This window comes from Aphanizomenon sp. CS-733/32 (assembly GCF_028330045.1).
GTDB classification, from domain to species: domain Bacteria; phylum Cyanobacteriota; class Cyanobacteriia; order Cyanobacteriales; family Nostocaceae; genus Dolichospermum; species Dolichospermum gracile.
Map to the genome: position 1 here is coordinate 18,677 of NZ_JAQMSE010000204.1, position 23,423 is coordinate 42,099.

Genomic DNA, 23,423 nt, shown 5'->3' on the forward strand with positions numbered 1-23,423 from the left:
AAGAAAGAAGAAAGAAGAAAAAATATTCTCCTTATTTAGCCATTACCAATTACCAATTACCAATTACCGAATTTTACTAAATTTTCTTTTCTCCACATCACGTCTCTTTTCCTATTTGTTTTGACTTCTAAAACTTTAATTCCTGTTTTTGGTAATTGCTTTAAGTTATCTTTCAATTCTTCCCAAGAAGTAATCAATTCATGTTGCACTTTGTAAGTCGCGCATAATTGAGAGAAATCAATATTTTGAGGAGTAGCAAAAAACTCTTCAAAAGGTGGATTGAATTTAGCAATGGGTAACATTTCAAAAATTCCTCCCCCGTTGTTATTAATTAAGATAATTGTTAAATGTCCAATAAATTTATTGCTAATCAAAAAACCATTGGTGTCATGCAATAAGGATAAATCTCCTGTTAACATTACACTACTTTGCTGATGATGTGCTATTCCTAAAGCAGTGGAAAGTGTACCATCAATGCCATTTGCGCCCCGGTTAAAATAGGGTTTAATTCTTAAATTATTGGGTTTCCAGAAAAATTCCACATCTCGCACTGGCATACTATTAGCAATGAATATGGGTGTTTCTGGTGGGAGGATTTGGGAAATTAACCAAGGGACTTTACTCTCGATTAATTCATCTACATTTTTAAAATCATCATCAATATTTTTTCTGATTTGCTTTTCTGCTGTACACCATTTTTGTAAATATTCACTTTTTCTTAAACTTGCAATTTTCAACTTACCAATTTCTGTGACTGCAATTCTTAAATGGGTGGTTTTTCCATGTAAAGGATCTAAATTTTGATCACAATTGTCAATGACAAAACGTTGTGGTTTAGTAATGGTTAAGAAATTACGTAATTCTTTACTTGTGGGCATTTCGCCAATTTGAATAACTATTTCTGGTGTTAATTCTTGGGCAAGGTTTTGATTTCTGAGAATAATATCATAGGTAGAAATTAAATATGGATTTAAGTCTGCGTAATTTCTGACGGGGGAAAGTCCTTCAGCTAAAACAGGCCATTGGAGAGTTTGACTCATGTTGGCGATCGCTCTACAATACTCCTCCGGGGCTTGTGGTTGGGCTACACCAGCGATAATCATCCCTTTTTGGTAATTGGTAATTGGTAATTGATAATTGGTAATTGGTAATGGGGTGGAAACTATTCCCGCAAAGAAATCTTCCACATCTAAGGTAAAATCTGTACCATCAGGAATGGGCGCGAGAGGGTCACGAAAAGGTATATTTAAATGTACTGCGCCAGAATTGGGAAATTGACAACGTTCCCAAGCGTAAATTACCGTTTGTCGGAGATAATCTAACATTCCCACATCTGGAGAAGGTGTAGTTAATTCCCCTTGCCAATTGGGATAATTACCGTATAATTTCACCTGATCAATAGTTTGTCCAGAATGACAATTTCGCAATTCCGCCGGTCTATCAGTGGTTAAGATTAACAAAGGGACGCGACTTTCCCTAGCTTCAATTACCGCTGGATAAAAATTTGCCCCCGCAGTTCCCGAAGTACAAACTAATACTACAGGTTTTCCCGTTGCCTTGGCTTGTCCCAACGCAAAAAAAGCCGCTGAACGTTCATCTAAAATGGGAATAGCTTCAATATCTGGTATTTGTTGGACAAAAGCCACCGTTAATGGTGTAGAACGAGAACCAGGACAAATAACAGCGCAATTTAAACCCAAGCGTTTGAGGGTTTCTGTTAATACATAAGACCAAAGAAGATTAAGATTATTAAAAGTAAGTTGCATTGATTAGAGATTATGGACTGTATTCATTTAACAGGAATTCGTAGCTATGGTTATACCGGATTTTTACCAGAAGAACAGGCATTAGGACAATGGTTTGAGGTAGATGTTAAATTATGGTTGGATCTTTCTAAACCCGCCAAAACAGATAATATTGAAGATACTATAGATTATCGGCAGATAATTAGCTTAGTCCAAAATTTGCTAAAAACCTCAAAGTTTGCATTGGTGGAAAGACTAGCTGGTGCGATCGCTGATGGTATTTTAGAGGATCAGGAGGGGATTAATCAAGTACAAGTGATTCTCAGTAAACCCGCTGCACCTATTCCTGATTTTAGCGGCAGAATTAGTATTGAATTGACTCGAAGTAAAGTTTAATATGTGAAAATGGCTGGTACGGCTTACGTGATAGTAAAGGAAATGATACCTTGAGCAACTTTTACTATTAGTCACTTCATACTATAGCACCACCACAACTAGAACCACACCCCGCAGTACAACCATAGCAATATTCAGCAGTTTGGATTTCATTAATTATATCTAAACTACCAATTTCTAATAATTTGCTCACCGTCAATTTTTCACCATTGCTAGTTTTTGCGGGTAAATTCATCATTTGGTTAAAGTCACAATCATAAATATTCCCCAAATAATCAATAGAAAGTTGTTCACGACACATTAAACCATCAATTGTTTTCGGGTTAAAATGAGACTCTAAAAAATGTAAATAACTAGCATAAAGTTGCTTTCGTTCTAAATGAAACTTTGTTCTCCCCACAGGTATATTAGTAATTGTGAAAAGATGATTAAATCGAATATCAAACTTTTCAGACAGAAAGGTTTTATAAGCCTTTTCTAAATTTTCCTGTTCAGGCGTTAAAGAAAAATTTTCACTATTTGGTAATGGAGGATTGTACACCAAATCTAAAACTAAATTTGGGTTTTGACCATAACCAATTTTATTCAACCATTGCAAAGCTTGAATAGATTGATCAAAAACACCATCTCCCCGCATTTTGTCCACATTATCTGCTAAATAACAGGGAAGAGAAGCCACAATCCTCACTTGATGTTGAGCAAATAAATCTGGTAAATCCTCAAATCCCTCTACAAAATAGATTGTCAAGTTTGATCTCACAATTACCTGTTTACCTGCATTTATAGCAGCTTCTACCAATGGCTTAAAACCATAATTCATTTCTGGTGCGCCACCAGTTAAATCAACAATTTTGATTTCTGGAAACGTATTAATTAAAGTAATTAACTGTTGACAAATTTCCGGTGTCAGTTCCTCAGTTCTTTTGGGACTAGCTTCTACATGGCAGTGGTTACAAGCTAAATTACAACGTTTTCCTAAATTAATTTGTAAAACGTTAATTTCCTTTTTTGTTAAAGGAGAATCTATCTGCTGAAAAAAAGGTGTAATCATAGAAGTATCTCTAGCACGAATTTCCATAAGAGGATGTTTTAAAAGTCATTCAACCTAAGAGGGTGTTTGAAAAGTCTAATTTATTACTTGCAAGGGCGACTAGAAGTCGTGGAACCACACAGGCGAAACCCACCTATTCCTTCGGTCCCGTAAGGGATACGTGGGTTCAAAAGCCTTGATTTTTCGTTAGTCCACGCAGGTGGACTTTGTTTGTGTAGTAGCGATTTCTAATCGCCGGAAACTTTTCAAACATATTTAGATGAGTTGGGAGAGAGTTCTTTGGGGGTAGGAGTTGTTAAACTGGTAATAGAAACAGAGAAAGCTGCACCAGCATTAGCAAGACGCTTAATTGCACAAGCAAACCAACAACTAACTGATATCAAAATTAAACGGGATTTAATTAATCTGATTGAGACAATTATCGTCTACAAATTACCCAAAAAAAGCAGAGAGGAGATTGAAGCTATGTTAGGCTTAAGTGAGTTGAAACAAACCAGAGTTTATCAAGAAGCTTTAGAAGAAGGTAAAGCTGAAGGTAAAGCTGAAGGTAAAGCTGAAGGTAAAGCTGAAGGTAAACAAGAAGGTAAAGCTGAAGCAACCAGAAATTTTACTTTAAAATTGTTACGAACTGGCATGAGTTTAGGACAAATTGCCGAAATTACGGAATTATCTCTTCAGCAAATTCAGGCTTTACAAAAGGAAATTCAAGAATCATAGTTTTAAATAACACCTAATTCAAAACATTTTTTCTTGTTCTCATACTTCTGTATGGGAACTAAATAAAATCTCTTCTTCCCCGTGTCTTCTGTGGTTCGGAATACAGCAGTTCTCGCTCTAATACAATTGAGGGCGGGGAAACCCCGCCCCTACGGGTTTGAAGGGAAGTGCTGTATAAGATTAACAACATCCCCCACCATCGTAATACCATGTAGAATCAGTAATTATAATTTCTTCAGGATTTACAACTGCTAAATTTGCCGCTGTTTTATCACAAACTGCCGCCGGAATTGCTCTTTGTAAAATATGCCCATTCTTATCATCAAAAAATTCTTCCTTACCTGCATAAATCGCTGTTTTACCAGTAAAAATACAAGCACCATCTGCGGGAATTTCTACTTTAAAAGCCACAGAATCGAGACTTTCTAAAAGTAGATTTTCCGGTAATTGATAATTGTGTTTATCTAATAAGCGATAAGGACGACGGGCGCGAATTTCAATTTGGCCAAAACCAGCATTAATAATTAAGTTAGTATATTCTGGATATGTAAGTGCGCCGGATAAACACAGGGCGCGTAAATGTTCATTTTGTTGTAAATGAGCAGGAATTGGACTTGTTGCAATCGGGTCACTCATCTGCAAGCGTCCACCTGGTTTTAATACTCGATATGCTTCTTTTAACGCGCGAGTTAAATCTGCTGGTTCAAAAATATTAAACAGACAATTTTGCGCTACTACATCTACAGAAGCATCATTAACAGGTAAATTAAAGGCATCTCCTGGACGAATTTCGACAAAGCTAGGATCAAACCAAGGGTTTTCTATTGCAGCAAGTTGTAAATTACGGGTTGCAGCTTCTCGCATAGCTTCCACCGGTTCAATAGCAATCACCGCACCGGGACGACGAGAAAAATAAGCAAATTGTAAAGCTTCTAAACCACCACCTACACCAACATATAAAACTGTAGGTTCATTATTCAGTTCATTGTGATGAACCGTAGTTCCACAACCATAGTTCATTTCCTGCATAGCTAGAGGAATTTTCAGCCCTGGTAGTTGCAAGGGTGTACTTTGGACACAGCAAAGACCTATTTCTGGTGTTTGGGCAACTTGGCTGTAAAATTGGGCTGCGGTTTCTAAGTAGGTCATAATCTTAAATTAAGGTTCCTGGCTTGACTTTTATGGTCAAAAAGAGTATTATACATAACTAATAGAAGGGGAGTAGCTGCTGGCAGTAAATCAAAAGTTTCTGTTCAGTATATCTAAGTCAACATACTGGTGATGAGCCTGGTTTAGATAGCGAATAAATAAAGTATTTGAAAGCGAGACCTTCACTGACTACACATTTAACTATGTGGAGTTCAGTGAGGTTTGATGGCTCTCATTGATACTCCACACAGGTAAAAAATCCTTTAGGAGTTTGAGAGAGTGTTAACAGCTTTTACCGCAGGTTTATTATTAATTACCATTTCCGAACTAGGCGATAAAACATTTTTTATTGCTGTAATTTTGTCCATGCACCACCCCCGGCGTTTAGTATTTGCTGGTGTGGTTGCTGCTTTAGCGGCTATGACTATCTTATCAGTGGCATTTGGACAAGTCGTATCTTTTTTGCCAAAACAAATTATTCATTATGCCGAAATAGCTTTATTTATTGCCTTTGGTTTAAAGTTAATTTATGATGCCAATAAAATGCCCAAATATCCTAATGAAGAAGTAGTAGAAGAGGCACAAGAAGCGGTAGAAAAAGCAGATTTAGATAATTCTCAACAAAAAAGCGTTTGGTCAATTTTACTAAAGTCTTTCCTATTAACATTTATAGCAGAATGGGGCGATCGCACACAAATAGCCACTATAGCTTTAGCTGCTGGGAATAACCCCATTGGTGTCACACTGGGAGCAATATTAGGACACGCAATTTGTGCAGCGATCGCTGTCATCGGTGGTAAATTAATTGCAGGTAAAATTTCCGAACGGCAAATTACCTTTATCGGCGGCTTCCTATTTATCATCTTCGGTATAGTCGCCGCCATAGAAGGAAAATAAACTCAAGATTAAAAATTTCTTGTGTTGCGGGTATCCTGCCCGCTAATAAAGCAGAACAAGCAGTAAATATAGCGGTATGCACTTGAATGAGATACAGTGATTAAATTGTAAAACCTGTAGGGGCGGGGTTTCCCCGCCCTCGATTGTATTGCATCCGACTATATAGTCTATTGTATCTCTTGCCAAAACCCTCCGACATTCCAAACTTTGTCAAATTTTTCATCTTTAGCAGATGCTATACAAGGTGGCATTATAAAACTTTTAATAACAGTGACAACCTCATCAAAGGTAAGTTGTGGATTCCCCTTTTTAATTTTATTTAAAAAGGCTGCCCATTCTTTTGATTTCTGTGGATTATTAGTAAATTCTTGGGTAAAAGCTAAAGGTTCTTTTATTGGTATTTCTGTTTTGCGTCGTTTAAAAGTATTTCCTATAGCTTGGCAAAATAAATCACCTTGAAATTCAAAATCTTTACAAAGAAACCAAATATCATAAAAATCTTTCATGCGACTATTTATTATACCTAAATCAACCATAGCTTGAAACTTTTCAGCTATTACTGTTTCACGAGGATATATTATCAATTTTGGTTTTGGAGTATCTAGAAGAATAGTATTAATTAATTCTTCTTGAGGGTTAGGTGTAACAACATCACCAAATCCAATATCAACTTGAAGCTTACACTGATTAGTACCTAATTTTCCTATAATTTCAACTCTTACCCCTTCATACTGCTGATCTTCTTTTATTACTTGAGCTTTGATAGATTCTGACAAGAAAATAATGCCATCTTCTTCACAATTTATTAAGCAAATTTCTTGAAAAACTTTTTCTATATATTCGACTTCATTATTGCCAGAACTCAGAAAATCTAAATCTTTTGTCGCTCTATGCGGTTCACCATTCCATACCTTAAAAAGTGTAGCTCCCTTCAAAATAAATTGTTGTTGATATCGAGATTTACTAAGCCTATATAGCAGCCTTTCACCAAGATAAAGGATTAGTAAATAATTATAGTCTTCCCTTCTTTCTTTAGATAGATTTAACAATCTAGAACCGATAGATGCTGCTATATTAATAAGCTTTTTTGATGTCATGGCAGTGATTCTAGATAAGGACGCATTACATTATGGACTCGGCAAATTTTAGCATAATGCCATAGTTCATTCATTGAGCATCTTCTTTCTTTCCAACATTCTCGAAGTGCTTCAAGTGCTACATCTAGACCAATTTTGTTGCGAAATTTAAAACAATCCACAACTGTTTTCGCCAAAGAATATACCTGTACATTAACACCCTCTATTAGATGGTTTTCAATGCCTTCCTCTAGAGATTGACCAGACATATAAACGATTCTTAGAGGTAGAAGATTATCTTTTGGTGGACGATGCTTGTGAGGAATAGCAAGCCATACTTCAAAAGGTGATTGTGTAGTTAGCTCATAAAAACTGAGTGCTGATAGAAGACAAACTACCCCACTAGGAACTCGTTTAGCAGTTTCAGCCAAAGTATGACTTTCTGTAATTTCCGCATCTACAAAAGTATAAATACCACGAGCAGAACGTATTAGTAGCCCTTGATCTTCAAGACGTTTAATATACTGTCTGTGAATACCTTGTGCTTCTATATCTTTAGCTGTAATTATGCCTTTCTTACGAGCATAATCCAGCACTTGTTGTGTTTTGGACATAATTAAATTAATGGATTTAACTGCAACACTTTCGTGATCAAATGTGATAAAGTGCCAGCAGTAGTGAACAATTGCCTACATTTTATCACAAATTTTTCTTTAACGCATCCTTAAAATTAAAAAAAGAAGTAGAAAAAGATATTAGGACACGCAATTTGTGCAGCGATCGCTGTCATCGGTGGTAAATTAATAGCAGGTAAAATATCTGAACGACAAATCACCTTTATCGGCGGCTTCCTCTTTATCATCTTTGGGATAGTCGCCGCCATAGAAGGAAAATAATTAACATTGAAAACAGATATTAGAACCCCGATTTCTTTAAGAAGTCGGGGTTATGGGTTTTTGTGTGTTTTCTTGGTCGCTGAATGTTAAGTGTATTACCCCCCACTATTTATGTTACTATAAAGCAGGAAGAATATAATTACCTTTTAGTAATACTATGCAAGCTGAAAAACTTTCCATTTCTTTACCATCCTCTTTGGTGCAGTTTATTGAAAATTATAAATTGACTAAAGGCTGTAAATCTCGTTCTCAAGTAATTGAGTTAGCCATAGAATTACTGCGGTATCGTCGCCGCTGTAGAAGGAAAATAAACGCAACATTTCTAGATTGCCTATATTTTGACTGACACTCGACAATTTCGCATTAAAGCTGTGTAACCTGCTTGCTGAAAATGTTTATCATAAGCAAGTGCCTCATAAATAACTTTCTCCTCCATAATCTTGAACGACACGCAATCAGTTTGACTCCATGCCTTATCTGGTCTTTGCTGATAGAGTGTTAATGCAGTCTGAAATTGAACACTTGTTTGAGAAATTATGGTTGTGTTTGGATGTTGGTAAAGTTCTTGAATAAGATTCACAGCCGTTTGACGAAAATGATCACCCCGGTCAGAAAAGTCATTTAGGACTTCAGTTAATACCATTTCACTTGTAACAATATGAGCAGGCTGTATATCTTTTGAAAGTTGTACAGCCTTACTATGTAAATCATCATGAGGATTTAGCAACGCTACCCAGTACCCTGTATCTGCAAACACAACCCGCATCAATCTTGTCCTTGTTTCTGTTTCTGGTAGTAATCAAATTTCCTAGCTAAATCACTGGGTAGTTTTTTCCATTCTTCATCAGGGACTTGAGCAGAAATTTCAGCTACCAGTTCCCAAATAGGAGTAGCATCGGGATCAAAAGAAAATTTGTCTAATTGAGGTGATGTTTGAACAGTATTCATCTCAATTTGAGGAGTTTGTTTTTTAGCAATTAAGTTTTCAAGTTTGTTGATGGCTTCTTGTTCATTTCGCCAAGCCTGATCCCGTAATTGATTAGCTTTAAGAACTAAGTTACCTATTTCATTGATAATACTTGGTTCTGGTAGGGGAATTGAGATAGAGGCAAGCATTTCTAAGTCAATATGGATAATAACTGAACCATAAGACTGTCGAGTAATTAAGCAGTAACCATAATCAGATGCTAACCAAGTATAAAGATACCCTGGATTCATAATCTCTGAAGCTAGAATTCTTGTTGCATCCTCACTTGCTGTCCACTGTGCCATGTAAGCAGGAATAATTTGTACTCGCCCAATTGTTCCAGAGCGAGTTACAGCAATCATATTTTCTTCTAGTTGAATTTCAGGTAAATCTTTAGTGTGTGCGCCTTTTGCTAATCTTTTGACATCAACTGGATCAATTTGAAAAATTTGCTTACTACTTAGTAAAGGAATTCCGCCTTTCTCAACGTAGGTTCGCTTACGAAATTTTGTAATAGCTCTAACTTCTTTTGTAACTCGTGAATCGCCTACAGTGGTAATTTCACAAGATAGTTCATGCAACTGCTTTTCAGCCGCAATAGCAACCGGATCATGAAAACTACCTTCTAAGCGTCCCTGAAGTTGAGAAGCTTTGATTTTCGCAATGGATGTCTTTTTACCCGTCGGCACAATAGAATTTAGATAAGGCAACTTTAGCCGTTCATGCAGTAACCGATCTGCCTCATCTAAAAGCCGATTTGCTTCATCTCTCAGTTCACCTGCTTGACACATTAATCTACCAATTGCTATTCGACGAATTGGTGGCAAATTGGGAATTAAAACTCTTTTTAAATGTTCTGGCTCAATATGAACAATGACTGAACCATAGGTTGATTGAGCAAGTTGTGGACGACCATATAGACTACGGAGAAACGCAGTAATATAACCTGCTATATCAGCATCAGCAGCACGAAGACGAATAGCGTGTTGGGAAAGTGCTTTATTAACAAATGTTTCACTTGCTAAACTGATATTACCTATAGTTCCAGAACAAGAAATTAAAACATCCCATTTTTGAATTAACAGCTTGTTTAAATTTCTTGTGTATTTACGACTTAAATATTTTTCAATTCTAGGTTTTAAACTAATAATTTCTGAACTTGAAAGGAACGGTACACCGTGTTCAGAATTTACGTAAATTCGCTTAAACCGGAAAGCATTATGAGCCTCTTGGCAAAGGCCAGCTTCCCCATAAAGCGGCATGAGTTGTAAACCACTGTTTTCCAAAGCTGTAACCGCGTTATGAGCTTCAATACCAAAAGCAGATGCTTCCAAACGAATACCTGCATCAAATACCTCACTCAGTCTGATGGTAGTTGACAGTTTTTCAGACTCATCAGGCGAAGATATTGGCGTATATTCCGGTTGAAAATTATATTTTACCATCCCAGAACCACCTGTTTTTTCCAAACAAGAAACTCATCTGCCACAAATGGCGTATCATCGTCTTCAACTTTCTGACGAGGTAAAGGTCTAGCAGTGCCTTCGCCGCTTGCTGTTCGCTCTATGAGAGGAATTGATCCTGGGTCGGCTGGCATTAATATCTCTTCACCTTCTTCATTTCGTCTGTAAAGAGTGTTACCTCTTTTATCATGCCCTATTGCCTTTACCTGTGCCATAAAAATTTCATAATCAGGGATAGTTCCCCGGTTAATTTCTTCTTCTGTTTTTTTCTGAAGAATTAAAACCGAGGTTTGAGTTCCGTTACGAGGTTGGAAGGTATCAGGGTGTAGGTCAATTGATGCTACAATGCGGCAATGTTTAATCATCCAGTATCGTACATATAACAATCCAGGCGCACCTAGAATTGCATCTGGTAAAACAATTCCCATTCTTCCACCGGGTTTCAGGAATTGCCAGCATCGTTCAATAAATAAAATTTCTGGAGGTGCAGATCCTTGAATTTGATCAGTTGATTCCCAACCAGTTTCCGTTTCTCGCCAAATATGACCAAGCTGATATTGACTTAAAGTTTCACGGTCTTTAATCGGTAATTTTGAGCCAAAAGGTGGATTTGTAGCAATGACATCAAAATAAGCCAAATCTTTGGGACTACGTAAACTTTTAGGGTCAATATTCAAAGCTTTTGCAAACTGTTTACGAAAGTTATCTTCCCATTGATGAGGATGTAATAATGAATCCTGCCGAAAAATATTTCCAGCACCATCATTATTCATCACCATATTCATTTTTGTAGCTTTTACTAGGTCTGGATTAATATCAATTCCAAAAAAGTTAGCTTGGGCAGTTTCCCTAATTCTAGAATTTAAAGCATCTCGCATCCAAACATCAGATTGATCAGTAACTCCTGCTTGCTGCTTGAGTTTTTCGATAACTTCATTCATAGCAATCACCAAAAAGCCCCCCGTTCCACAAGCTGGGTCAAGAATTTTATTAGTAACTTTTGGCTCAAGCATTTGCACTGTCATCTTTTGGACGTTGCGAGGAGTAAAAAATTCGCCACGATCTCCTCTTAAATTAGCACCAACTAATTCTTCATAAGCTTTGCCTTTGACATCAATATTCGTACTTAGAAAACTATATCTTTGCAGTTCACCAACTATATAAGCTAAGGAACGAGGCTGAAGTTTTAGCTGGTCATTTGCATCAAAAATTGCCGGATACTGCTTTTTAACAGCATCGAAAATTTTACTAATTCTATTAAAAACTGTTAGTCTACCATCATTACTAGCTTTTTCACTTGCTGTTGCATAAAATTCTAAAGGGTTTGGGAAATTGCGTTCATCATGAATCTTGCAGAAAATAACTTTTAACAGTTCAAAAAAAGCAGGCTGTTTTTGTAACCCATCAGTCACATAAATATGGTCATGACAAATTTTAAAAGAAAATAGTAAATTGTCTCCAACGGCATTTTTTAAAGATTCACGAGTTGGACGATCAACTTCTTCTAAATTGCCATCTTTTGCAGGTATATCATTTGGTTCTTCGTAAACAACTCCTTCCTCGGTTTTTACTCTACGAAAAACCGCCTTTTTTTTGCCATTTGTCCACATCCCCCATTCAGAGTTATCGCAAAACGCCATATAAGATTTAAGTTGATCCACACCATCTTTACTGGCTGATGGTTGTATTGAATCTTTCTTACACTCAATAATTATCCAAACATTCCCCTGATTATGTGACTCTCCTTCTCGAAAGATAGCAAGATCCATACGAACAGTTTTGCTACCCTGTTTAACTGGATACTCAACTTCAATTTGTTCTGGTAAGTAGCCTAATTCCAGGACTAAGCGACGCTCAATATTTTGACGAACGTACTCTTCAGGTGTATCATTACGAATTTTTTGGTCAATGAAGTCACAAATTTTACCATCTGGAAGTGTCGCTAGTAGCTTAGTCATTAATTACCGCAGTAAATCAAAATTATTAAAAATTCTATCCTTTTATGTTTTATCAGTATTTGCTCTATCCAAAATACTTTTGTTGCTTATATTTACGTTATCCTATGCACTTTGCAAAAAAAATGGAGATTTTAACAAATACTATCCTGCTAGATGTTAAAAATTGGCATAGTTGTTGGACTAGAGAGGCAATTTTTAATAATACAACTATGCCAGATGGCAGCCTTTTTACACCATTTCAGAAAAACCCAGATACAAATCATTGATTTTGAATTCTTTCTCCCCGTCCCCTATCCCCCAAACCCTTACGGAGTAGCCGTAGGTGAAGGTGTAGGCGATTCCGTCGGTGAAGACGTAGGAATAGGCTCAGAAACCGCTCCAGCCTTATTAATTTCGTCCTTATACTGAGCCGGTGCTAAAGCCGTCGCACTATCAAACAAAGGTTTTGCTTCATCAAGCTTACCTTGTTGCTTCAGCAGCATTGCCTTTGCTAATACAGGACGGAAATCTTGAGCATCTTTCTTAATTGCTTCATCATAAGTAGAGATAGCTTTATCATCATTCTTTTGAAAAGCGTACACACTACCCAAAAGCACCTTCACAGCAACTACATCCACACTTCCTGGCTGAATAGTATTAGCCTGGGTAGCAGCAGCCAAACTTTCTTGTAATAAACCAATAGCTGCTTCTGGACGCTTTTCGCTTAATTGCAAATTTACCATCCCCTGCAAAGCCTTCAAATCACCCGGTTTTGTAGTTAAAATAGTCCGGTAAGTTTGGGCTGCCCCCTCCTTATCGCCAATTTGTTGTTTAGCTTGTGCCAGTAAAACTCCATACTCTGACTGTTGGGGATTGAGTTTAGCGAGTTTTTCCAAAGGTTCAATCACAGCTTGAATATCCGCTGGTTTCACTTCTCCTCGGCTTTTTTGACTCAATAAACTGAGACGTGCTTGTAAAAGTCCCTTGAGTGCAGTTTGATTTTCCGTATCTTTTTGTAAAACTAATTCATAACCCCGAACTTGATCTTCCAGTTTTGACTTTTGCTCCGATGAAGATATTTTAGAGTCAGCAGTGGGCTGATTCTGTGGTGATGATTCAGGTTTATTAATCGCTGTAATTATAGGTATAATAGAAACCCCTATAAAAGCAACAACAGCGAAAGCTAACACTACTCGGACTACCCAGCGATTACGCGATTCAGACACAATATTATTCTGCTCCTAAATGGTAATGAAATTAATGGCAAAGTTAAAAATTTCCAAAACTTTGCGGAATACGGTCATTTGTCTGTGAATTTTATAACAAATAAATATCTATCCTGCTAAAGTAAGTGATGACTTTAGGAAGACCCGTCAGAATTATCGCTATGCTATGCTTCCGATAGCGTAGCTTGGCGTAAGCCATAACTGGATTAAAGACGCTAAATTGCACATTTAGTGTATAAATGTGGGGTTTTGCGTCTTGATTTTCGTACAGAGCATTAAGCGAGTAGCCAGATTAAAAAGAAATATACTTTAATCAGTTACACACTGGCTCTTTTCCTTTGTCTTTATTAAATCCCATAATGGGGTATGTCTTGTGCCGCAAGGAGTTTTTATGAATTCCGACCTGATGCCGTCTTCTGAATCCGCAAATTTCACAGCCTCTAACCAAGGCGTAAAAGAGATTGAATCCCCTGTTAATGCTAATACATTAGCAGACCAATCCTCTAAACTGGAAAGTTCTCTCACTGGCTCTAGCAAACCTGATTCTAATGGACATTTGACTAATCGAGAACAACCAATTCCCCCTCCTAGCGAACCGACTCAATACCGAGCTATTGGGTTAATTCGCGGGTGTTACCATGCTAGTGATGAACAGTTTACCCAAGGAACACTCATCACAAAAGATGGGGTTGAACTTAATGCCGTCCTCTTAGGTCGGATTATGAGTTTAGTCAAAAATCACTTAGACCTAGAAAAAGAACATCTATGGGTAGTTTATCCCCGCACTAGACAAGAAAATGACGCATTGCACCTGCAAATTGTTGGTGTTTGGGAACCAGAAAATCTGGCGAAATATGAACTAGATGCAGATGCCCCAGATCCGACTGCGCGAAAGTTACATAACTCCTCCGTAGTTTCCGATAACGGTAGCGTAGCGTCAACCATTCAGCCAAAACCCTCGTCAGCAGTTCCTGATGGTGGTTTTTCTGTGCGTGGTGAGGTAGTTTACCAGTCCTTTGACGAAAGGAGTTTGGTGGTGAAAATCAAACAAGCTCCCCGTAAACCTACTGATAAAGCTAAATATTTTAAGTTGAAACTCAAGGGCGTATTAACCACCAAAGCTGTGGGTAAGTTCTGGGACTTCAATGTTAAACGGGAATCTGACGCATTAGTAGTAGTTAATGCTGAAGCGATCGCCGATTTACCCAAAAAACGCAAACCACCCTTTAAAGGAGCGCCTCGTGGTGCTGGTGGTGGTAGAAAGCCATTCCCTCCCAGACGCAATGGAGAAGCCCCACGTCCTATTAGAAAGACAGCGGGTGATTCCACAGTCATCACCAAACCAGTACCAAAAACACCCACTCCTAAGCCGGTTAAAAAGCCTAAGCCTGCTGGGGATTAATTAGCAGGGAGCAGGGAGCAGGGGCAGGGGGCAGGGGAGCAGGGGAGAAAATTATCTTCTTCTTTCTTCTTTCTTCTTCCTTCTTTCTTCTTCCTCCTGAACTCCTGACTTCTGACTCCTGACTCCTTCTTCTCAAAATTCCGTCCAACGGTCTTGGGGTAAAAAAGAGCGCTCCATAGGAATTGGTGCTACTGGTTCAGTGAGAGTGAATTTCCCTTCTGTAATCCAGAGTTTTAACTCTTGGGCTACTTGTCGAGAAAGAAACAAACTAGCTAAAGAAGCTACTCGTACCGTCCTCCCTTCAATAGTGACACGCCCAGATTTAAGTTGCGCGTAACTCACTAAACCGAAGGTAGGACGGACACGACGAGGAATTGAAAAATCTACGATTGGCGCTACTAGGTCTTTGTCTTGGACAGCACAGCGTTCTACCACACCAGCATTTAAAACTGGCAAGGGTACACCTACACCCATCATTAAAGATGGTCCGTAGCTTTTAAAATAACAGCCTCGTATCCATCGCGCATCCATTTGTTTAGCATCACCAATTAACGCTAAAGTTGCCGATGGTCCAATAGGTGTCCGATTTTCTAACCGCTTTTGCAAGGGAAAATGTTGTGTCCCTTCCCAAGCTACATAACCAATACCCCCAGCGAGAAAAATCCTCGTCCCAATCCCCACAAGTTGTAAATCGGGATCATTGAGGAGGGGTGACAGTGAACCAGGGTTAGAATAAACTGCATTCCCTACACGGGGTTGCAATGGTCCTAAATAGGTATGCAGTGGGCGATCGCCTCCATTCACCCCAACAATAAAATTTTGATAAAGATTGCGCGGATTAAATAAATAAAACTGATTGATAGTGTCACGGGTAACGGTGGTTTCAAATGTAGCTCTAGGGTAACAATCGGTAACTTGTCCTACAGCGCGAACTTGGATAGATTTACCGGCAATTAAGTCCTCAATTACATGACCACCACCACGTTCTCGCACTTCTTCCCCGTCCAGGGAATCAACTGGACAACTAGCACCCAAGTATAAATCTACTGCCCCAAAACCAGCATAAGCTGGAACTCCATCCAACCAGCAACGCCGAATTTTAATGGGTGGGTCAGTATGTCCTAAGTTAATAATTGCACCACTTGATTCCATTGGCTCAAATGTGCCAGTGGTAATTACATCTACTTCCTTGGCGGTTTTAGTCACACCAATTTCGGACACTCGCGCTTTTAACTCTTCAACCGTCCAGACTATCGCCCGTTTTCGGCTGATTTTTTCATTAATTTCGGCAATTGTTCGCATTTTTAAGCTTTTAAGCTGAAGGACTATCACTCGATTTTGGATTGACGTTAGCGAAGCGTACGCAGCGCAGCGAGTATTTTGGATTTTGGATTAACTCCATCCTTCAGGACGAGGATTGTGCCAAATTCTTTTAATCTCAAATCTAAAATTCCTGGTCAATCCTCTACCCTGAGTTTAACGGAGTCAGCATGGGAAGGTAGACCTTCTGTAGTTGCTAAGATGTCAATGGCAGATGCCACGTTTTCTAAAGCAGTTTGTGAGTATTGAATAATACTTGAGTGTTTTAAAAATGTTTCTACCCCTAAAGCGGAAGCATAACGGGCAGCACCAGAAGTAGGTAAGGTATGGTTGGGACCTGCCAAATAATCGCCTACAGCTTCAGGTGTGGAACTACCCAGGAAAATCGCTCCAGCATGGCGAATTTGGTTAATTAAAGCCCAAGGATCGGCAACTTCTAATTCTAGGTGTTCTGGTGCAAATTCGTTGGACAGTTCGGCGGCGGCGGCGAGGGATTCTACCACCACAATTAAACCATAATGGGCGATCGCCTTTTCCGTATCTATCCGGCGCGGGTGATCTACCAATTGTCTTTCCACCGCCATTTGCACTTTTTTCGCCAACCCCGCATCCGTTGTCAGCAGAATCGCTGCCGCCATCGGATCATGTTCTGCTTGGGCTAATAAGTCCGCCGCCACATAGGCAGGATTAGCTGTTTCATCAGCAATCACCAGCACTTCGCTCGGACCTGCTAAAGAATCAATGCCCACAGTTCCGTAAACTAACTTTTTAGCCAAGGTAACATAAATATTACCAGGTCCGGTAATCACATTGACTTTGGGGATAGTTTCCGTGCCATAGGCTAAAGCTGCGATGGCTTGAGCACCCCCCACTCGGTAAATTTCCTGAACCCCTGCTTCTTGAGCCGCTACCAAAACCGCAGGATTCACCATTTTACCGCCTCTCACTGGTGTCACCATCACTACACGAGGCACACCTGCCACTTTTGCGGGAATGGCATTCATTAACACCGTACTAGGATAACAGGCTCTACCGCCTGGTATATATAAACCCGCTCGATCTACCGGGGTGTAGCGTTTGCCTAAAACTACTTCATCATCGCCAAATTGTACCCAGCTTTTGGGGACGCGCTGACGATGAAAAGCCTCTATTTTTTGGCAAGCTAGACGAATCGCCTGGAGCAAATCCTTGGATACCTGTTGGTAAGCGGCATCCAGTTCCGATCCTGTTACCTTGAGTTCTTCTGCTTTGAGGATTTGGTGATCAAATTCGGCTGTATAATGTAGTACAGCTTTGTCGCCTTGGCGCTTCACGGCTTGCAACACTTCGCGGACTGTTGCTTCTTTATGAAGTACCTGTTCATCCTGGGTGCGATCGCAGATTCGTTGAAGTTCTGACCTAACGTCTGCCTGCTGAGTAATAATTCGCAGCATGGAGTAATGACAATACTAAATTTTACAATATTCACAAAACAAGAACCATCTGAGCTTTAGACCAGCTACGACAACATCGCGGTAGTAGAACAACCATTCACAATATCTAAAAAGCCTAAAATATCAAGCTTTTTGAATTTTGACTTTTGACTTTCAACTTCCGCTGGGCGGCCTTAGGGGATCAAGCTGAATGTAATTCTCTTCTCTAGCTTAACCTGGATTTTTTTTGATACTACTTGATAAAATTCAGACAGCCTGAGAAATTTAAGATTCCAGAAGTCTGAATTGAGGGAATTGACCTGGTTTCTTTGTCAGTAAATCATTCTAATCTATTTTTTCAGCCCCAGACATCAGCTTTTCCGCCCAAATAAAATATTTTTTTTCAGAACCTATCACATTAGCAAAAATAATGCTATATTTATTAAACCTAGTAGTGTGTGTACATAATTAATAGTCTTTTTTTTGGAATTACTGTGGCGAATACAAAGTCTGCTCTTAAACGCGCACAAATCGCAGAACGTAACCGACTGCGTAATAAAGCATATAAATCAGCCGTGAGAACGCTGATGAAAAAATACTTTAGTTCTGTGGAAGCTTGTGCTGCTAACCCGACAACAGAACTCAAGCAGGAAGTGGAAGCGAGAATGTCCGAAGCTTACAGCAAAATTGATAAAGCTGTAAAAACTGGCGTGCTGCATCCCAACAATGGAGCTAGAAAAAAGTCCAGATTGGCTCATAAACACAAAACCCTTACCGATTAGTCAATAGTTCAGTGGTTTGTTTACCACTGGCTACTGACAACAGACAAGTCATGCAACTTATAGATACCCACGTACACATTAACTTTGACACTTTTCAGCCAGATTTAGCAGCCGTACGTTCTCGGTGGCAAGAAGCAGGAGTAGTGCGATTAGTCCACTCCTGTGTTCATCCCCAGGAATTTGCGAGTATTCAAGCTATAGCAGGGCAGTTTCCTGAACTTAGTTTTGCTGTAGGGCTACATCCTCTAGATGCTCATAAATGGGATCAGCAAACAGCTACCCAAATCAAGTTTTTAGCCGGTGCTCATGCCCAGGTGGTAGCCATTGGGGAAATGGGGTTGGATTTCTACAAAGCAGATAATTATGAGCATCAACAGCAAGTATTTACATCACAATTAGCGATCGCTTGTGAACTCAATTTACCAGTGATCATCCATTGTCGTGATGCAGCACCTGCTGTCAGAGACATACTGCAAAAATGGCGGAAATTGCATGGAGAAAGAGTACGGGGTGTCATGCACTGCTGGGGAGGGACACCGGAAGAAACTCAATGGTTTCTGGATTTAGGTTTCTATATTAGCTTCAGCGGCACTGTTACCTTCAAGAATGCTCAGACTATTCAAGCGAGCGCGGCTATGGTGGATAGCGATCGCCTGCTGATAGAAACAGATTGTCCTTTTCTGTCACCCGTTCCTAAACGGGGTGAAAAACGCAATGAACCGGCTTATGTTCGCTATGTAGCGGCAGCACTAGCAAAACTACGAGCCGAAACAATAGAAGAAATTGCCCAGAAAACCACCCAAAATGCCTGTAGATTATTCGGTCTCTCATTATAAGTAGGTGGGCGTTAAAATTTATCGTTATGGCAAGGCAAGAGGCAAGAGGCAAGAAACTATGAGGAGGATAAAAATGTGCTAAAATTATTCCCTCGAAAACATTGAGGTCAAGCCATAATGGTAAAGGAAGGATAATAATTCCTAAAGCTCAATTTGTGCTGTTATCAACCCGATATTAGCTAGTTTGAGAACTTGTAGTTTTAGCCCGCTTAATCGAAGCGACCCAAATCTAAAATCCAACATTGTCTGCCCATCCACTTAAATCTCTACAAACGGATGCTCTTAATAGATCACAAGCAATGGTAACCAAGGTTTCACTCTCAAAAAACTTGAAAAGGTGGAAACAGCAATCCTTTGGTATATCAAACAATAAAGAAAATCGTTAAAAGTAATTGTCCACTCCAGACAATCATAGCAATATCAAATCCATAGTGCAGCCTTAAACACAACGTTGCCCTATCGAATCCTACTTCGGTGTCAGTCCCCAGTTTTGGGAATCCACAGCCAGGATCAAGTGCGAGGTGTAAAAGATGAAAAAGTGTGAAGTAGAAAGAAATGTTAGGGCTGACGCGACCCTTGCACTATCAGTCAAAAATCTAGCAACAGACTATTTATTCTCAAGCTTATGGACTTCATACCTTTGAATTCATATTTTAGCACAAAGCCTTCATGGCAGACTCTCAGCTATGGCTGCGCCACGCAAGCTATCGGCTTCCTTTAAAGTTTAACCAGGTTGATAAAGGTAAAGGCATGACTAACGACGACAAATACATGGAATCCGCCTTTCTGTTACCCGACTTGATTGAAATTCAGCGTTCTAGCTTTCGCTGGTTTCTAGAAGAAGGGCTAATAGAAGAACTGAATTCTTTTAGTCCCATCACAGACTACACTGGCAAACTAGAACTGCACTTTTTAGGGAATAACTATAAACTCAAAGAACCTAAATACAGTGTTGAAGAATCCAAGCGGAGAGACAGCACCTATGCAGTGCAAATGTATGTTCCTACCCGGCTACTGAACAAAGAAACAGGAGACATTAAAGAACAAGAAGTATTTATTGGTGATTTGCCCTTAATGACAGATAGAGGCACATTTATCATTAATGGAGCCGAGCGCGTCATTGTCAATCAGATTGTGCGATCGCCTGGAGTTTACTATAAATCAGAAATTGATAAAAACGGCAGACGTACCTATTCCGCCAGCTTAATTCCTAACCGGGGCGCATGGCTCAAATTTGAAACAGATCGTAATGACCTAGTTTGGGTACGAATAGATAAAACTCGGAAACTATCCGCCCAGGTACTGCTGAAAGCACTGGGATTATCCGACAACGAAATTTTTGATGCCCTGCGCCATCCAGAATACTTCCAAAAAACCATCGAAAAAGAAGGGCAATTTTCCGAAGAAGAAGCCCTAATGGAATTATATCGAAAACTTCGTCCCGGTGAACCACCTACAGTTTTAGGCGGACAACAGCTTTTAGACTCCCGCTTCTTTGATCCTAAACGCTATGACCTGGGCAAAGTTGGTCGTTATAAACTCAACAAAAAACTGCGTCTTTCCGCCCCTGACACCATGCGCGTCCTCACCCCTGGGGACATTCTCGCCGCCATTGATTACCTCATTAACCTAGAATACGACATCGGTAGCATTGATGACATTGACCACCTCGGAAATCGTCGAGTCAGAAGCGTTGGGGAGTTACTGCAAAACCAAGTCAGAGTCGGGTTAAATCGTTTAGAAAGAATTATTCGAGAACGGATGACCGTATCCGATGCCGAAGTTCTCACCCCCGCATCCCTAGTTAACCCCAAACCCTTAGTCGCCGCCATCAAAGAATTCTTTGGTTCAAGCCAACTAAGTCAATTCATGGATCAAACCAACCCCCTAGCGGAATTGACCCATAAACGCCGCCTCAGTGCCTTGGGACCAGGTGGTCTCACCAGAGAAAGAGCCGGGTTTGCAGTGCGAGATATTCACCCCAGCCACTACGGACGGATTTGTCCCATCGAAACACCAGAAGGACCAAATGCCGGACTGATTGGTTCATTAGCTACCCATGCCCGTGTTAACCTCTACGGTTTTCTCGAAACACCCTTTAGACCAGTAGAAAACGGCAAAGTCTTATTTGATGTTCCGCCCGTCTACATGACAGCAGACGAAGAAGACGACCTCCGCACAGCCACCGGTGACGTTCCCCTCGATGAAAACGGTTACATCAAAGGACCACAAGTACCAGTTCGCTATCGCCAAGACTGGACAACCACCAGCCCCGAACAAGTGGATTACGTGGCAGTTTCCCCAGTCCAGATCGTCTCAGTAGCTACCAGCATGATTCCCTTCTTGGAACATGACGACGCTAACCGAGCGCTGATGGGTTCTAATATGCAACGCCAAGCTGTACCCCTGTTAAAACCAGAACGCCCCTTGGTGGGAACAGGTTTAGAAGCCCAAGCAGCGAGAGACTCTGGGATGGTGATAGTTTCCCGCACCGATGGCGATGTGGTCTATGTTGATGCCACAGAAATTCGTGTCCGTGCCAGCGGTCAATTGTCCGCAGCCAGTGGTAGTCAACCTGTGGAAAAAGGGCAAGAACTGAAATACAAACTTTCCAAATATCAACGCTCTAATCAAGATACCTGCTTAAACCAAAAACCATTGGTGAGAATTGGCGAAAAAGTCGTTACCGGTCAGGTATTGGCAGATGGTTCTTCCACAGAAGGGGGAGAACTGGCATTAGGACAAAACATCGTTGTCGCCTATATGCCCTGGGAAGGTTACAACTACGAGGATGCGATTCTCATTTCCGAGCGCTTGGTGCAGGAAGATATCTATACCTCTATTCACATTGAAAAATACGAAATCGAAGCGCGACAAACCAAACTCGGACCAGAGGAAATCACCAGAGAAATTCCCAATGTGGGTGAAGATGCCCTCAGACAATTAGATGAACAAGGGATTATTCGCATTGGGGCATGGGTAGATGCTGGAGATATTCTCGTAGGGAAGGTAACACCCAAAGGAGAATCAGACCAACCCCCAGAAGAAAAACTGCTCCGGGCTATCTTTGGGGAAAAAGCCCGCGATGTCCGCGACAACTCTCTGCGAGTTCCCAATGGTGAAAAAGGTCGGGTAGTTGATGTCCGGTTGTTCACCCGTGAACAGGGTGATGAACTGCCACCTGGGGCAAATATGGTAGTCCGGGTTTATGTGGCTCAAAAGCGCAAAATCCAAGTGGGGGACAAAATGGCAGGGAGACATGGTAACAAAGGGATTATTTCCCGGATTCTGCCTGCTGAAGATATGCCCTATTTAGCCGATGGTTCACCTGTGGATATTGTTCTCAATCCCTTGGGTGTACCTAGCCGGATGAACGTCGGTCAGGTGTTTGAATGTTTGCTAGGTTGGGCTGGTCATAATTTGGGAGTGAGGTTCAAAATTACTCCTTTTGATGAAATGTATGGGGAAGAAACTTCCCGTCGCCTAGTTCACGGCAAACTCCAAGAAGCCAGAGACGAAACTGCTAAGGATTGGGTCTATAATCCCGACAATGCCGGGAAAATCATGGTTTATGACGGTCGCACCGGCGAACCCTTTGACCGGGCGATTACTGTCGGTGTTGCCTATATGCTCAAACTGGTGCATTTGGTTGATGACAAAATTCACGCTCGTTCCACAGGTCCCTACTCTTTGGTGACTCAGCAACCGTTGGGTGGTAAAGCTCAACAGGGTGGGCAAAGATTTGGCGAAATGGAAGTGTGGGCGCTGGAGGCTTTCGGTGCTGCTTATACCTTGCAGGAGTTGTTAACAGTCAAGTCCGATGATATGCAGGGACGGAATGAGGCGCTGAATGCGATCGTTAAAGGTAAGGCGATTCCCCGTCCTGGTACTCCTGAATCCTTCAAAGTATTGATGCGCGAGTTGCAGTCTTTAGGCTTGGATATTGCGGTACATAAGGTAGAAACCCAAGCAGATGGTAGTTCTTTGGATGTGGAGGTAGACCTAATGGCAGACCAAGCCGCTCGCCGCACACCACCTAGACCCACCTATGAGTCCCTTTCCCGTGAATCTTTGGAAGGGGACGATTAGGGAGGCAGGTGACAGGTGACAGGGAACAGGGAACAGGGAACAGGGAACAGGGAACAGGGAAC

General features: G+C 40.4%; 19 protein-coding genes and 2 pseudogenes. 10 read left to right on the forward strand and 11 right to left on the reverse strand.

Annotated elements, in window-relative coordinates; genetic code table 11:
* Positions 1-56: 56 nt before the first annotated feature.
* A complete protein-coding gene (gene menD, locus PN471_RS17130; protein ID WP_271777872.1) occupies positions 57-1,766 on the reverse strand; it encodes a 2-succinyl-5-enolpyruvyl-6-hydroxy-3-cyclohexene-1-carboxylic-acid synthase in 1,710 nt (569 codons plus the stop codon).
* Positions 1,767-1,778: 12 nt separating this feature from the next.
* Between menD and folB the strand changes: the two genes are divergently transcribed.
* Complete coding sequence (folB, locus tag PN471_RS17135; protein ID WP_271777873.1) at positions 1,779-2,141, forward strand: dihydroneopterin aldolase; 363 nt, start codon at positions 1,779-1,781, stop codon at positions 2,139-2,141.
* 76 nt (positions 2,142-2,217) lie between these two features.
* Here the strand turns inward: folB and arsS are convergent, their stop codons facing one another.
* The gene (arsS, locus tag PN471_RS17140) at positions 2,218-3,219 is read right to left on the reverse strand and encodes an arsenosugar biosynthesis radical SAM (seleno)protein ArsS (RefSeq protein WP_271777874.1); all 1,002 of its coding nucleotides are present in this window, start codon (positions 3,217-3,219) and stop codon (positions 2,218-2,220) included.
* A 231-nt stretch (positions 3,220-3,450) separates the two neighbouring features.
* Between arsS and PN471_RS17145 the strand changes: the two are divergent.
* A pseudogene (locus tag PN471_RS17145) lies at positions 3,451-3,909 on the forward strand (DUF2887 domain-containing protein); the annotation flags it as partial.
* A 180-nt stretch (positions 3,910-4,089) separates the two neighbouring features.
* Here PN471_RS17145 and arsM read toward each other — a convergent pair.
* Positions 4,090-5,058, reverse strand: a complete 969-nt coding sequence (gene arsM, locus PN471_RS17150) for an arsenosugar biosynthesis arsenite methyltransferase ArsM (protein ID WP_271777875.1) — start codon at positions 5,056-5,058, stop codon at positions 4,090-4,092.
* Positions 5,059-5,337: 279 nt separating this feature from the next.
* Here arsM and PN471_RS17155 point away from each other — a divergent pair, with 279 nt between their 5' ends.
* Positions 5,338-5,955, forward strand: a complete 618-nt coding sequence (locus PN471_RS17155; protein WP_271777876.1) for a TMEM165/GDT1 family protein — start codon at positions 5,338-5,340, stop codon at positions 5,953-5,955.
* A 167-nt stretch (positions 5,956-6,122) separates the two neighbouring features.
* Here the strand turns inward: PN471_RS17155 and PN471_RS17160 are convergent, their stop codons facing one another.
* Both PN471_RS17160 and PN471_RS17165 read right to left on the reverse strand, forming a co-directional pair.
* Positions 6,123-7,052 (reverse strand): nucleotidyl transferase AbiEii/AbiGii toxin family protein, encoded by a 930-nt coding sequence (locus tag PN471_RS17160; protein ID WP_271777877.1) that lies wholly within the window; start codon positions 7,050-7,052, stop codon positions 6,123-6,125.
* Entirely contained in the window at positions 7,049-7,645 is a 597-nt protein-coding gene (locus tag PN471_RS17165; RefSeq protein ID WP_271777878.1) for a type IV toxin-antitoxin system AbiEi family antitoxin domain-containing protein, read from the reverse strand. Before PN471_RS17165 ends, PN471_RS17160 begins: the two co-directional genes overlap by 4 nt.
* Positions 7,646-7,783: 138 nt before the next feature.
* On the opposite strand from PN471_RS17165, the pseudogene PN471_RS17170 reads away from it, so the two are divergent.
* Positions 7,784-7,927 (forward strand): annotated as a pseudogene (locus tag PN471_RS17170) (TMEM165/GDT1 family protein); the annotation flags it as partial.
* Positions 7,928-8,084: 157 nt separating this feature from the next.
* On the forward strand, positions 8,085-8,273 hold the full coding sequence (locus PN471_RS17175) for a hypothetical protein (RefSeq protein ID WP_271777879.1): 189 nt from the start codon (positions 8,085-8,087) through the stop codon (positions 8,271-8,273).
* Here the strand turns inward: PN471_RS17175 and PN471_RS17180 are convergent.
* The 3 genes from PN471_RS17180 to PN471_RS17190 are packed head-to-tail and all read right to left on the reverse strand — an operon-like array spanning position 8,259 to position 12,315.
* Complete coding sequence (locus PN471_RS17180) at positions 8,259-8,693, reverse strand: type II toxin-antitoxin system VapC family toxin (protein WP_271777880.1); 435 nt, start codon at positions 8,691-8,693, stop codon at positions 8,259-8,261. The two genes, PN471_RS17175 and PN471_RS17180, sit on opposite strands and share 15 nt — an antisense overlap.
* Positions 8,693-10,339, reverse strand: a complete 1,647-nt coding sequence (locus PN471_RS17185; protein WP_271777881.1) for a restriction endonuclease subunit S — start codon at positions 10,337-10,339, stop codon at positions 8,693-8,695. Before PN471_RS17185 ends, PN471_RS17180 begins: the two co-directional genes overlap by 1 nt.
* The gene (locus PN471_RS17190; RefSeq protein WP_271777882.1) at positions 10,333-12,315 is read right to left on the reverse strand and encodes an N-6 DNA methylase; all 1,983 of its coding nucleotides are present in this window, start codon (positions 12,313-12,315) and stop codon (positions 10,333-10,335) included. Before PN471_RS17190 ends, PN471_RS17185 begins: the two co-directional genes overlap by 7 nt.
* A gap of 104 nt (positions 12,316-12,419) precedes the next feature.
* Here PN471_RS17190 and PN471_RS17195 point away from each other — a divergent pair, with 104 nt between their 5' ends.
* Positions 12,420-12,581 (forward strand): hypothetical protein, encoded by a 162-nt coding sequence (locus PN471_RS17195; RefSeq protein WP_271777883.1) that lies wholly within the window; start codon positions 12,420-12,422, stop codon positions 12,579-12,581.
* Positions 12,582-12,620: 39 nt separating this feature from the next.
* Here the strand turns inward: PN471_RS17195 and PN471_RS17200 are convergent, their stop codons facing one another.
* The gene (locus tag PN471_RS17200; protein ID WP_271777884.1) at positions 12,621-13,520 is read right to left on the reverse strand and encodes a tetratricopeptide repeat protein; all 900 of its coding nucleotides are present in this window, start codon (positions 13,518-13,520) and stop codon (positions 12,621-12,623) included.
* Between the two features lie 391 nt (positions 13,521-13,911).
* Here PN471_RS17200 and PN471_RS17205 point away from each other — a divergent pair, with 391 nt between their 5' ends.
* Positions 13,912-14,922: a hypothetical protein gene (locus tag PN471_RS17205; protein ID WP_271777885.1), complete on the forward strand. Its 1,011-nt coding sequence runs from the start codon at positions 13,912-13,914 to the stop codon at positions 14,920-14,922.
* A gap of 132 nt (positions 14,923-15,054) precedes the next feature.
* Here PN471_RS17205 and PN471_RS17210 read toward each other — a convergent pair whose 3' ends face one another.
* Both PN471_RS17210 and hisD read right to left on the reverse strand, forming a co-directional pair.
* On the reverse strand, positions 15,055-16,224 hold the full coding sequence (locus PN471_RS17210) for a homocysteine biosynthesis protein (protein ID WP_271777886.1): 1,170 nt from the start codon (positions 16,222-16,224) through the stop codon (positions 15,055-15,057).
* A gap of 155 nt (positions 16,225-16,379) precedes the next feature.
* Positions 16,380-17,675, reverse strand: coding sequence for a histidinol dehydrogenase (hisD, locus tag PN471_RS17215; RefSeq protein WP_271777887.1), 1,296 nt, complete (start codon positions 17,673-17,675; stop codon positions 16,380-16,382).
* 473 nt (positions 17,676-18,148) lie between these two features.
* Between hisD and rpsT the strand changes: the two genes are divergently transcribed.
* The 3 genes from rpsT to rpoB all read left to right on the forward strand — a co-directional run bounded on the left by rpsT (position 18,149) and on the right by rpoB (position 23,361).
* Complete coding sequence (gene rpsT / locus PN471_RS17220) at positions 18,149-18,436, forward strand: 30S ribosomal protein S20 (RefSeq protein WP_271777888.1); 288 nt, start codon at positions 18,149-18,151, stop codon at positions 18,434-18,436.
* A 50-nt stretch (positions 18,437-18,486) separates the two neighbouring features.
* Complete coding sequence (locus PN471_RS17225) at positions 18,487-19,272, forward strand: TatD family hydrolase (RefSeq protein ID WP_271777889.1); 786 nt, start codon at positions 18,487-18,489, stop codon at positions 19,270-19,272.
* Positions 19,273-20,022: 750 nt separating this feature from the next.
* On the forward strand, positions 20,023-23,361 hold the full coding sequence (gene rpoB / locus PN471_RS17230; protein ID WP_271777893.1) for a DNA-directed RNA polymerase subunit beta: 3,339 nt from the start codon (positions 20,023-20,025) through the stop codon (positions 23,359-23,361).
* Positions 23,362-23,423 lie beyond the last annotated feature (62 nt).